9 protein-coding genes are annotated in these 12,579 nt (G+C 43.6%); 8 read left to right on the top strand and 1 reads right to left on the bottom strand.

Features of this window, described 5'->3' with window-relative positions; all coding sequences use genetic code 11:
- Positions 1–45: 45 nt before the first annotated feature.
- Together AC2EXB_RS16830 and AC2EXB_RS16825 are read left to right on the top strand one after the other, a co-directional pair.
- Positions 46–735: a universal stress protein gene (locus AC2EXB_RS16830; protein WP_235197359.1), complete on the top strand. Its 690-nt coding sequence runs from the start codon at positions 46–48 to the stop codon at positions 733–735.
- A 63-nt stretch (positions 736–798) separates the two neighbouring features.
- On the top strand, positions 799–1,434 hold the full coding sequence (locus AC2EXB_RS16825) for a pentapeptide repeat-containing protein (RefSeq protein ID WP_483602430.1): 636 nt from the start codon (positions 799–801) through the stop codon (positions 1,432–1,434).
- Between the two features lie 72 nt (positions 1,435–1,506).
- Here the strand turns inward: AC2EXB_RS16825 and AC2EXB_RS16820 are convergent, their stop codons facing one another.
- Positions 1,507–3,003 (bottom strand): peptide MFS transporter, encoded by a 1,497-nt coding sequence (locus tag AC2EXB_RS16820; protein WP_483602429.1) that lies wholly within the window; start codon positions 3,001–3,003, stop codon positions 1,507–1,509.
- Positions 3,004–3,390: 387 nt separating this feature from the next.
- Between AC2EXB_RS16820 and AC2EXB_RS16815 the strand changes: the two genes are divergently transcribed.
- The 6 genes from AC2EXB_RS16815 to gltB all read left to right on the top strand — a co-directional run bounded on the left by AC2EXB_RS16815 (position 3,391) and on the right by gltB (position 12,567).
- Positions 3,391–3,747 (top strand): helix-turn-helix domain-containing protein, encoded by a 357-nt coding sequence (locus AC2EXB_RS16815; protein WP_235197356.1) that lies wholly within the window; start codon positions 3,391–3,393, stop codon positions 3,745–3,747.
- Positions 3,748–3,835: 88 nt separating this feature from the next.
- The gene (locus AC2EXB_RS16810; protein WP_483602428.1) at positions 3,836–4,354 is read left to right on the top strand and encodes an RDD family protein; all 519 of its coding nucleotides are present in this window, start codon (positions 3,836–3,838) and stop codon (positions 4,352–4,354) included.
- Positions 4,355–4,532: 178 nt separating this feature from the next.
- Entirely contained in the window at positions 4,533–5,318 is a 786-nt protein-coding gene (locus AC2EXB_RS16805) for an SDR family oxidoreductase (RefSeq protein ID WP_483602427.1), read from the top strand.
- Positions 5,319–5,331: 13 nt separating this feature from the next.
- A complete protein-coding gene (locus AC2EXB_RS16800; protein WP_483602426.1) occupies positions 5,332–5,814 on the top strand; it encodes a DUF4334 domain-containing protein in 483 nt (160 codons plus the stop codon).
- Between the two features lie 142 nt (positions 5,815–5,956).
- A complete protein-coding gene (recQ, locus tag AC2EXB_RS16795) occupies positions 5,957–7,729 on the top strand; it encodes a DNA helicase RecQ (protein WP_483602425.1) in 1,773 nt (590 codons plus the stop codon).
- 251 nt (positions 7,730–7,980) lie between these two features.
- The gene (gene gltB, locus AC2EXB_RS16790; protein WP_483602424.1) at positions 7,981–12,567 is read left to right on the top strand and encodes a glutamate synthase large subunit; all 4,587 of its coding nucleotides are present in this window, start codon (positions 7,981–7,983) and stop codon (positions 12,565–12,567) included.
- Positions 12,568–12,579: the final 12 nt, after the last annotated feature.

Here is a 12,579-nt window from a genome sequence, read left to right as displayed (position 1 = left end):
TGAAATTGCGGCTTACGAATATTAATCCCTGGAGGGGTATAGATAATGAAAAAAATTAGAGGACGGATGGATGAAAGCATATTGGTGTGTGTGTTTTATGGACCAAATGGTGAACGTTTGATTAACCGTGGCCATAAACTCTCAAGCATGCTTGACTGCCCGCTGTATATTTTAACTGTAGATTCGCTTCCATTTGATGAGTTTGACGCGGAGAAATCCGAATATGTTGAACGCTGGAAAGAATTAGCTGAAGAATATGAAGCGGAAGAATTCATAATCCGGGACAATGAAAAACGCCCCTCCGCAAAAGTCATCGCGGAAGTGGCACATGATTTGAATATCACACAGATTATCGTCGGACAGACAGCTAAGAGCCGATGGGAAGAAATTACAAAAGGTTCGTTTATGAACTCGCTGCTGCGTGAAATCCCTTTTGCAGATTTCCATGTAGTTTCAGTTGACCGGAGCATTAAAGGAGAAGACCATGAAGAATTTGAAAAAGGCGTCCGCTGTTATTTAGTGAAAGATGCAGACACCTACAAAATCAGTTTCTCCCAAACAAGAGAATGCCAATACGAAGGCATCTTCTTCAAAGATATTGGAACGGATTTCAACAACGGGATTTTCAAGTTTATGCACAACAACAAATTGCATCAAGTGGAAGTGACGGATGACCGAATTGTAGAACCGACTGTCGTCAATTCATGCCTGAACCGCCAAACTGTTCCCAAATAATCAACCGTAGATAAACGGCCGCTGTGAATTGAGCGGCCGTTTATCAATTAAAGGAGAAATTCTGTGAGAAAATCGAAAAGATCTGAACCGCTTATTGCTGAGGACCTGACTGTTAAAACGTTTCAGTCAGCATTGGATGACCATTACTTAACGGATTGCAAAATTTCGCAGGAAACAATCGAATACGAAGCGGAAGAAGCGCTGCATATCGATAAAGTGATATTTGAGAACGTGAACTTTCTGGAAGTCCAATGGCCGCGAAGTGAATTTATCGACGTGCAATTCGTAAATTGTGATTTATCAAATGCAGACTTTAGCCGGTGCGTTTTTCACCGGGCAGAATTTCATAACTCAAAATTAGTCGGGACAAATTTTGCTGAAGCAGGTATCCGCCATACGTTATTTAAAGACTGCGTTTTAAATTATGCCACTTTCGGCTTTTCGCTCTGCAACACATCACGCTTTGAAAGTTCGTTGATGCGCTATGCCGATTTTTATGAAGCGGAGTTGAAACAGACAGAATTCGACGGCTGTGACATGAGTGATGTGAATTTTGTAGAAACCAGTTTAAATGGAGTAGATCTAAGCAGCAACTCGTTTGAAAACATTCAAGTGACGATTGAAAAATTGGCAGGCTGCAAAGTATCGGAACAGCAGGCCTTAGCTTTCGCAAGACAATTAGGATTGGAAATTGAATGAAATTAGTATAGTAGAATATAAAACAAAACCCCTGAAGCGTCTGCTTTAGGGGTTTTGTAATAATTTGGCAGTTTAGCGAACGCCTTTCATATAGCGCTGGATCGCAGGAGCAGCCAAGAATAGAAGAATACCTAGTGCAATAGAAGCACCGCCGATGATTCCGAAATACATCATTTCGTTTTCAACGGTATAGAATTTCACCAATTGAGCGTTGATTGCTTGAGCAGCGGCATTAGACAGGAACCATAAGCTCATTGTCTGTGCTGAGAAAGCCGATGGCGCTAATTTTGTCGTAGCGGATAAACCGACCGGCGACAAGCATAGTTCACCAAGAACAACGATCAAATAGCTGAGTACCAGCCATAGTGGGTTGACTAAAGCGTCTGTTCCGCCGAAATAAGCGGGTAAAAGAATTACTAGGAATGACAATCCGGCAAACAGAAGTCCAAGTGAGAATTTCTGCGGAATTGACGGTTGACGAGTCCCTAATCTTACCCACAACCAAGCAAATACAGGAGCTAGCGTAATGATGAATAATGGATTCAACGACTGGAACCAAGCAGGTGAAATCGTAATGCCTGCAAATTCCAGGTCAGTCCGTGTATCTGCGTAAGCAGCTAAAATTGTCGAACCTTGTTCCTGGATTGACCAGAACATAACTGCAGCGATAAACAAAGGAATATACGCAATCAGGCGTGAGCGTTCCACTTCGTTCGTCTTCTTGCTGCGGTACATGACGATAAAGTAAGCGGTGGGAATTAAAATACCCAGAACACCTACAGTTGCGATGAAACTATCGAATGTCAAGAAACCATATTGAAGCCCTAAGATGACGACTGCAGCAATTACAACAGCTGCAACAGAGAAAATCTTGATCGTTCTTGATTTTTCAGCTGGCGTTAGCGGGTTGTGGACAATTGTACCGGCTAAACCAAGGTTTTTCTTTTTTGTAACCATGAAAAGCACTAAACCTAAGAACATGCCGACGGCGGCAATACTAAAGCCAAGGTGGAAGTTGATATCCATTCCGACAGTACCGACGATCAAAGGTGCGATAAATGCCCCGAGGTTGATCCCCATATAGAAGATACTGAAACCGGCATCCCGGCGGTCATCGTTTTCTGCATACATTTCACCGACCACACTGGAAACGTTCGGCTTCAATAAGCCGGTTCCGAGTACGATTAAGACCATTGAAACGAAGAATAGAGACAAACTGCCCGGAATCGCTAAAGCGATATGTCCAAGCATAATGAGGATACCACCGTAGAAAACGGCTTTTGATGTTCCGAAAACTCTATCGGCAAGCCATCCTCCGATAATTCCCGACATATATACAAGCGAACCATATATAGACATGATGGAAAGAGCTACTGTACGGTCAAGACCAAGTCCGCCTTGAGAAAGTTCGTAATACATATAGTAAACAAGAATTGCTCTCATTCCATAGTAAGAAAAACGCTCCCAAAATTCAGTGAAAAATAGTGTGAACAGGCCTTTTGGATGGCCAAAAAATCCTTTTTGAGGAACACTGTTCACGATGTCTTCGCGACTATATTTGTCAGACATCTTACAACCCCCTTTTAATGTATGTTACTATAATACTTTTTTTAGGTCCAAAAATCAAAATAAATCTACAAATTGGGAAAAAAACCTATATTACAGATTAATAATGATATTTAAAAATGATTTTTAAAATAGATAAGCTTTATTGGAATAATTATTTGATTTTGAATAATTTGCATTATAGATTGGGAACGAAATTTAAAAAGAATAATTTTTCTTTTATTTTCCAAAAATATTGAAATTTCAATTATTTGTATAACGGTTTTGTTCACTAGTTGTACAAATTTTTTCAAATAAATTATAGAAATATATAGAAATATCTTGAAAAAAATTATAATATACATTATATTTAAAATAGTTAGAATTTAATATAAAAGGAGATAAAGTATTATGAATGATCTAGGGAAGAAAATCAGGGATTTAAGAGAAGCGAAAAAGCTGTCACCAGAAGAAATGGCGGAGAAGATCGGTTTTGCCAAAAGCACTGTTTGGGCCTATGAGAGCGGCAAAAAACAGATAACGGTCAGCCATCTTTCTCGTCTCGCTGATTTCTTCGACGTGTCTGTTGACCTCTTGCTAGACCGGTCTGAAAGAGTCATTGACTTGGATCTTCAAAATGCTGCCGCTATTGAAGAGTATAATTTAATGCTGGATAATAAGCCCTTGGATAAAACTGAAATTGCTGAAGCTGCTTCTTATATACAAGTCAAACGTCGCATGGGAAGTTATGGAGCGGCGAGCTCGTGAGCCATATGGATCAATTGCATAAAAACGTCTACCTCTATTAAGGTAGGCGTTTTTTGCTGTTCCCCAGTTTAACAGAGGAGGATGGTCGATGAATGTTTCTGTCATTCAGCGATTTAAGGCTTTTCTGATTGATTATCTGTTGATTGCCGGATATCTTCTTTCACTCATGGTGCTTACTGTTTTTATTTTCCCTTCTCTCCAAAGCTTTTTTCAAGGATCTTTAGAAGTTTCCCAATTTACTGGATTTTTTATGGTCACACTTCCAGTCACCATTTATTTCGCCGCTTTTGATAGCCTTGGCAAAGGGCAGACCTTTGGAAAAAGGAAGATGAAAATACGTGTAGTCACTTTAGATGGCCAAAAGCCTGGCTTGCTTCGGTCTGCTATCCGAAATCTCTTGAAGTTTGTCCCATGGGAACTATCGCATTTCCTTGTCTATCGTTTAATGGTTCTTGGAAATGATCCGGTTCCGGTTTTTTATATGGTGGTTGGCGGCTTCGTATATGTTCTTATGTTTAGTTATCTAACGACAGCGATTTTTTCAAAAAGAAAACAAACCCTTTACGATTGGGTTGTAAAGCCACAAGTGGTAAAGAGTTCTTCTTAATGGTGATAGCGGATAAACTATGCCGGTTGTTTCTAAAAAGCATTTACTCCATAAATAAGGACTATATTATAGAAGGAAGTCAATTGCTGCTGGCCGCATTTTTCGGAAATGGTTGTTTATCTCTTTAGCAGAAGGGAAGAAGAATGATAGAAGAAAAAATTGCTAGGAGGACGATTGTATGTCAAAGACAATATTTATTACCGGAGCAGGAAGCGGATTAGGCAAAGGGGCAGCTTTAGGACTGGCTGAAAAAGGCCATCGAGTCATAGCGCCTGTTGAAACAGCACCGCAAGTTACTGCTTTAAGAGAAGATGCTAAAGCTGCGGGAGTCGAACTTGAAGTATTCAAAATGGATATTAAAAACCCGCAGGACCTTGCTCAAATGCTTGATTACGATTTTGATATATTCGTGGCCAATGCCGCTGTGAATGAAGGCGGGCCTCTTGGCGAAGTGCCGATGAGAAATTTTCGTGAATTATTTGAAGTGAATGTGTTCAGTACGCTTGAAACAGCTCAAATTGCGGCACAGAAATTTGTAGCAAAAGGTGAAGGGAAAATTATTTTCATGTCTTCGATGGCGGGGATTATGGCAACGCCTTACGTGGGGCCGTACACGGCTACTAAACATGCAATTGAAGCGATTGCAGCGACGATGCAAAAAGAACTTGAAGGATTTGGCGTAAAAGTGGCAACCATTAATCCCGGGGCTTTCGCTACAGGGTTTAATGATCGCAGTGCGGAAGCAAAATGGAAATGGTATGACGAGAAAATCCATTTCACGAAAAAAGAAGATATGGAAGAAGCGGATAAAGCATTGGAAGACCAATACGATCCCGCTGATATGATAGCGAAAATGGTGGAAGTCATCCCGCTTGATTCTCATAAATTCCGTACAGCTTATCCAGAGGAAACCGAAAAGCAAATGAAGGAAGAAGAAGCGAAACGCTGGGAGATGGAAATCTAGAGGAGTGTCAGAGATGGAAGCGAACAGTGAGTTTTGGGCGATTCTAGCGGCGGGCGGATCAGACACGCACACCGCTTGCCGGCTCTATGATGGACTAGAAACAGTAAGCTTAGAAGAGCTGATCGGCACATGGAAAGGCAGGGAATTTCCGACTGGCCATCCGTTAGACGGCGTATTAAGCGAGTTGAATTGGTACGGCAAAGCTTTCCGTGACGCTGAAAATGTGGATCCTTTATTGTTTGAGATGCCAGACGGAGAAGTTGTGGCGATGGATCCTGTTCCGCTGATGGACAAGCGAAAGCTTCTGAAAGCAGCTGGGGGCAAAGCGCGGATCCGGATGGTGAAGCATAGAGGTGTTTTAAGTGCAGCCATGATTTACGACAACCTGCCGATTCACGATCATTTTCGTAAAGTGAATGAACAGATCCTGGTAGGAATGATGGATTGGAAAGGGGATAAGAAACCATTCTTTTTTCTGTTGGAAAAAGTGGAATGAAAGCGAAAACAACCTGAGAGCCTATGCTCTTAGGTTGTTTTTAGTTGATCACCGGGCGTGCAAAGAGGGATTCTGGCGCAAGAAAAAGGGAAGGAAATATGATAAGCTACTCATACGAGACGAGTATTAGGAGTGTTTAATTTTGTTGGAAGAAGCAAGAAAAATATTGCAGTCGTATTTTGGATACGAGTCATTTCGGCTAGGTCAGGAACAAGCGATTTCCCAGGTTTTTGAAGGGAATAATTCCATCTGTGTCATGCCGACAGGCGGCGGGAAGTCGATGTGCTATCAAATTCCTGCACTTGTTATGGAAGGGACGACAATTGTCGTATCGCCATTGATTTCCTTGATGAAAGACCAAGTGGATTCTTTGCTGGCGGCTGGAATTCCGGCTGCGTATATTAATAGCTCGCTGGATTTTGAAGAAGTTCGTGAAATTTTATATGACGTCCAACGCGGCGCTGTGAAATTATTATATATCGCACCGGAACGCCTGGATTCGGAAATGTTTTTAAACGAATTGCAAGGCGTCCATGTGCCGCTGATTGCAGTCGATGAAGCGCATTGTATTTCGCAGTGGGGGCATGATTTCCGCCCAAGCTATCGCTTGATCAGCAGAATGATGGAGTTGTTCCCGAATAATCCGACTGTGTTGGCATTGACAGCTACTGCAACGCCTCAAGTCCGTGAAGATATTTGCCGTATTTTAAATATTGAAGAACAGCATACGATCATGACCGGTTTTGAACGTGCGAATTTAACGTTTTCTGTTGTGCAAGGGCAGGACCGCGATCGGTTTGTGAAAGAGTACGTCCAAAAAAATGAAAAGGAAGCGGGCATTATATATGCCGCTACCCGAAAAACGGTCGATTCGGTTTACGAGATGCTGATCAAAAAAGGCGTCAAAGCTGCAAGGTATCATGCAGGGATGCCGGATATGGAACGGAAGAATGGACAAGAACGTTTTTTGAACGATGAAGTGACAGTGATGGTAGCCACTAATGCGTTCGGGATGGGCATTGATAAATCGAATATCCGTTATGTCATCCACTATCAGCTGCCGAAGAATATGGAAAGCTACTATCAGGAGGCGGGACGTGCTGGCCGTGACGGACTGCCGAGTGAATGCATCGTCTTATATGCTTCACAAGACGTGCAGACCCAGCGTTTTCTTATCGATCAAGCCCAAGATCCAAGCCGTATTCCAGGAGAATTGGTGAAACTTCAAGGGATGGTCGACTATTGCCATACGGAAAATTGCCTCCAACAATTTATCATCCATTACTTCGGCGATAAAACTGCTGAACCTTGCGGACATTGCAGCAGCTGCAACGATGACCGGGAGAGTATGGACGTGACAACGGATGTGCAAATGGTCTTGTCTTGTGTCATCCGGATGGGGCAGAAATTCGGAAAGATGATGACGGCTCAAGTGTTGACAGGTTCCCGGAATAAAAAAGTGATCGATTTCGGTTTTGATAAATTATCGACTTACGGCATTTTGAAGCACCATAGCGCAAAAGAAGTGGCGAATTTAATCGAGTTTATGATTTCCCAAGAATTGCTGGCTGTAGAACAAGGATCTTTCCCGACTATCTATGTGCCGGATGGCGGCCGTGATGTGTTATTAGGCAAAAGAAAAGTGCTCCGAAAAGGAGCGGTTGTCACCAAGCAGATTGCAGACAACGATCCATTGTTTGAAGAATTGCGGAAAATACGCAAAACTTTAGCCGATGAAGCAGGAGTACCTCCATTTGTTATATTCTCCGATAAAACTTTGCAGGATATGTGTTCAAGAAGACCTAAAAACAGCGAAGAATTTTTAGAAGTAAATGGAGTCGGATCCAATAAGCTTGAAAAGTACGGAGCAGCTTTTTTAGAAACGATAAAAGCATATGATATGGTCAATAATTGAATAAAATATACAAAAAAGATCCCTTTTGTTAAGGGGTCTTTTTTATTTTTATTAAATAAATATGTATAAATATTCAATTTATTACATGGTGAATTTTATTTAAATCATTAAATATGTAAACGGTTACATACATGGCCTGTATTCACGAAACAATGTGAAAAAAATATCAAGATGGAATTGTATATATATTCAGACATGTGGTATACTATCAAAACATTATGACACTTTATCGTAATGAAGGAGGCGATTTGATGAGCAAGAGAGAATATCCACAACAACAAGGACTCTATCATCCGGATCAAGAGCATGAGGCATGCGGAATCGGAATGATTGCTAATATTAATGGAGAAAAATCACATGCGATTGTTCAGAACGCAATCAACATTCTTTGCAACTTGGAACATCGGGGAGGCCAATCTTCGGATACGAGTACAGGGGACGGAGCGGGGATTTTAACACAGATTCCTCATCGTTTCTTTTTAAAGCAATGCGAAAAAGAAGGGATTATTCTGCCCGAAGCCGGAAAATACGGCATCGGGATGATTTTCATGCCGCAAGATTATGAGCTGCGCATGAAAACGAAAGAAATCATCAAGCAAATTGTAGAAGAGGAAGGCCAGGAATGCCTAGGCTGGCGGCCAGTTCCAGTAAATGATTCTTTTGTAGGGAAAGTGGCTTTGAAAACAAAGCCGGTCATACGCCAAGTGTTTATTGCGGCTTCTGAAAATCTGGGAGACCGTATGGCGCTTGAACGCAAACTCTATGTCATCCGCAAACGCATCGAAATGGTTATGGGCGGCAATGAGGATTTCAAAGATGTCTATTTCAGCAGCCTTTCAGCAGGCACGATCGTTTACAAAGGCATGCTAATTCCTGAACAACTGGATTCCTTCTATATTGACCTCAACCACCCTGAATTCAAATCAGCGTTGGCATTAGTTCACTCCCGTTTCAGTACGAATACCTTCCCGAGCTGGCAACGGTCCCACCCGAACCGTTACTCAATCCATAACGGTGAATTCAATACCCTCAGAGGAAACGTGAATTGGATGCGTGCAAGACAGACGCTTTGCAGTTCTCCTTATTTCAATGAGCAAGAACTACAAAAGGTCTTGCCCGTTATTGATGAAAGCGGAAGCGATTCTTCAATGTTCGACAACTGCTTTGAATTCCTTCACTTATCAGGCCGCTCCCTGGCGCATACCGCAATGATGATGGTTCCGGAACCATGGGTTAACGACCCGACCATTCGGAAAGAGAAAAAAGACTTTTACGAATTTCATAGTACATTAATGGAGCCTTGGGATGGACCGGCAGCACTGGTCTTTACGGATGGCCGTCAAATAGCGGCTTGCCTGGATCGAAACGGTTTGCGCCCTGCGCGTTATTACGTGACGAAAACCGGAATGATCGTTCTTGGATCTGAAGTTGGCGCATTGGACATATTTGCTGATGACATCATTTACAAAGATCGCTTGCGTCCAGGCAAAATGCTCCTAGTCGATTTAGAAGCTGGAAAAATTATTCCGGATGAAGAAATCAAAATGCAAATTGCCAAGGAACTTCCTTATAAAGACTGGATCGAGAATAATCTATTGGATTTGGAGGATCTTCCGGTCCCTTCAATTCCTGGTCAGACTGTAACTAAAGAAGAATTTGTGGAGCAGCAGCTGGCATTCGGCTATACGACAGAAGAAGTCCAAAAAATCATCAAGCCACTGGCTACGGAAGGCAAGGATCCGGTTGGTTCAATGGGCTATGATTCACCATTGGCCGTCTTATCCAAAAAACCGCAGCTTCTTTATAACTACTTCAAGCAATTATTTGCACAAGTGACGAATCCGCCGATTGACGCGATCCGTGAGCATATCATCACCGCTGCCCGCACCACAATCGGTGCCGAAGGCAATTTAGTGGATCCTCGGCCGGAAAGCAGCCGCCATATCCGTCTCGAAACGCCTGTACTGACAAACGATGACTTGGAAAAATTACGCCAGCAGAAGCTCGTGGAGTTCCAAACGATTACGCTGCCAATTCTTTTCAAAAAATCTGGGGGACCGGAAGCGATGGAGCAGGAACTGGAAGAACTGTTTATAAAAGCCGATCAAGCTTATGAAGCTGGAGCTACTCTTTTGATTCTTTCAGATCGGGGTGTGGACGAGGAGCATGTGGCCATTCCTGCATTATTGGCCGTTTCCGGTTTGCATCACCATTTTATCCGCAAAGGAACCCGGACGAAAGTCAGCATTTTGCTGGAATCTGCAGAACCGCGGGAAGTCCATCATTTTGCCGCATTGCTCGGGTATGGAGCTGAAGGAATCAATCCTTATCTGGCTTTGCGCACCATAGAAGACCTGATTGAACAAGAAGACATTGTCGGTGTTCCTTATAAAAAAGCGGAAGCGAGCTATGTGAATGCCGTAACCGACGGAATCATCAAAGTCTTGTCGAAAATGGGGATTTCAACGATCCAAAGTTACCGAGGTGCACAAATCTTTGAAGCGGTCGGAATTCATATGGATGTCATCGATCGTTACTTTACGCGTACTTCTTCGCGGCTTGGCGGGATTGGCCTTGATATTATTGCAAAAGAGGCGCTGATGCGTCATGAACAGGCATACCCGGAACGCAGAACAGGAGATCGATTCTTGGAAGCTGGAGATGAGTACCAATACCGGGCAAACGGTGAAACGCATCAATACAATCCATTAACAATCCATACGCTGCAGCAGGCTTGCCGGACGAATGATTATCGAGTTTTTAAAAAATACACAGGCCTATTAACGAAAGAAACTTCGAATGTCCAGTCCTTGCGCGGGTTAATGGAGTTCAAGAAGCGGACTCCTGTTCCAATAGAAGAAGTGGAAACGATTGAAGAAATTTGTGCGCGCTTTAAAACAGGCGCGATGTCATTCGGTTCAATCAGCCAAGAAGCGCATGAAGCATTGGCGATTGCCATGAACCGGATCGGCGGCAGAAGCAATTCGGGAGAAGGCGGAGAGCAGGTTTCCCGTTTCATCCCTGATGAGAATGGCGATAGCCGCCGAAGCGCGATCAAACAAGTGGCTTCTGGCCGATTTGGCGTAACCAGCCATTATTTGGTCAATGCAGATGAAATTCAGATCAAAGTGGCTCAAGGAGCTAAGCCGGGAGAAGGCGGACATTTGCCAGGCAAAAAAGTATATCCGTGGGTAGCGGAAGTCCGTGGTTCAACTCCTGGAGTAGAACTGATTTCTCCGCCTCCACATCACGATATTTATTCGATCGAAGATTTGGCAGAGCTGATCTATAATTTGAAAAATGCTAATCCAATGGCCCGCATCAGTGTAAAACTGGTATCGGCAGTTGGCGTGGGAACCATTGCAGCCGGCGTTGCAAAAGGCCGTGCTGATGTTGTGTTGATCAGTGGATACGACGGGGGTACTGGCGCTGCGCCGAAGACGAGTTTGAAGCATACCGGTTTGCCATGGGAAATCGGATTGGCGGAAACACACCAAACGCTTCTGCTGAACGGTTTACGTGACCGGATTGTTGTCGAAACGGACGGGAAGATGATGACAGGCCGCGATGTCGTTACCGCTGCTTTGCTCGGAGCGGAAGAATTCGGCTTTTCAACGGCTCCATTAGTCGTTCTTGGCTGCGTCATGATGCGTGTATGCCATATGGATACATGTCCGGTCGGAATTGCTACGCAAAATCCTGAACTGCGCAAGAAATACATGGGCGATCCGGAGCATGTCGCAAACTTCATGCGCTTTGTTGCACAGGAAGCACGTGAGTTAATGGCGGAACTTGGATTCCGGACAATCAACGAAATGATCGGAAGAACAGATGTAATTGAAGCGAAACAGGCAGTAGACCATTGGAAAGCTAGTGGACTCGACCTTTCCGCTTTATTGTATCAGCCGGATCTGCCTGAAAAGGTAGGGCGCTACGCGACTGTAAAACAAGATCATGAATTGAAGAATACATTGGATTATACCGAATTGCTGCCGCGTGCCAGAAAAGCGATTGAATCGGGTGAGCGGGTTGATGTCACAACAGCCATCCGAAACATTCATCGCGCAACCGGAACGATCATCGGTTATGCAGTATCCAAGAAATACGGAGCAGAAGGATTGCCGGAAGACACAATCAATTTCAATTTCCAAGGATCGGCCGGGCAAAGTTTCGGTGCGTTCATCCCTAAAGGAATGACGCTTAAGCTGATTGGAGATGCCAATGATTTTGTTGGGAAAGGTTTATCCGGAGGGAAAATCATCGTCTATCCGGCAAGCGATTCGACGTTTATTCCTGAAAATAATGTCATTATCGGGAATGTTTCATTTTACGGAGCTTCTGCCGGCGAAGCGTATATCCACGGAATTGCAGGAGAGCGTTTTGCGGTCCGTAATAGTGGGGCCAATATCGTCGTTGAAGGTGTCGGAGATCATGGCTGTGAATATATGACAGGCGGTCGCGTTGTTATTTTAGGCAAGACTGGCAAAAACTTTGCAGCCGGCATGTCGGGCGGCATCGCTTATGTATTGAATGAAGACGAGACATTTGCTGAACGCTGCAATGCCGAGCTTGTTCATATGCAGCCGCTTGTCGAACCGGGTGAAATGGAAGAATTGCGCCATATGATCGAACAGCATGTTCAGTATACAGGCAGCAAAAATGGCAAACGCCTGCTCGACAACTGGAAAATCTATTCGGCTAAATTTGTCCGGGTCATCCCGAAAGCGTATTTGAAAATCAATGAACGCATCAGCAAATTGCAGGAAAGCGGAATGGCAAAATCTGATGCCGAAATGGCAGCGTTTGAAGAAAGCAAAATGGCAACAGGAAAAGCGTAAGCGGCCATCTAT

The organism is Planococcus alkaliphilus, assembly GCF_057031095.1.
Note: the sequence above shows the minus strand (reverse complement) of the source record. Positions and strands in the feature narration are given on the sequence as shown.

Bases quoted from the DNA above. Each gene is read 5' to 3' on its own strand.
- AC2EXB_RS16810 (WP_483602428.1), top strand. From the start codon at position 3,836: ATGAATGTTTCTGTCATTCAGCGATTTAAGGCTTTTCTGATTGATTAT.
- AC2EXB_RS16830 (WP_235197359.1), top strand. From the start codon at position 46: ATGAAAAAAATTAGAGGACGGATGGATGAAAGCATATTGGTGTGTGTG.
- AC2EXB_RS16805 (WP_483602427.1), top strand. From the start codon at position 4,533: ATGTCAAAGACAATATTTATTACCGGAGCAGGAAGCGGATTAGGCAAA.
- AC2EXB_RS16800 (WP_483602426.1), top strand. From the start codon at position 5,332: ATGGAAGCGAACAGTGAGTTTTGGGCGATTCTAGCGGCGGGCGGATCA.
- gltB (WP_483602424.1), top strand. From the start codon at position 7,981: ATGAGCAAGAGAGAATATCCACAACAACAAGGACTCTATCATCCGGAT.
- AC2EXB_RS16820 (WP_483602429.1), bottom strand. From the start codon at position 3,003: ATGTCTGACAAATATAGTCGCGAAGACATCGTGAACAGTGTTCCTCAA.
- AC2EXB_RS16815 (WP_235197356.1), top strand. From the start codon at position 3,391: ATGAATGATCTAGGGAAGAAAATCAGGGATTTAAGAGAAGCGAAAAAG.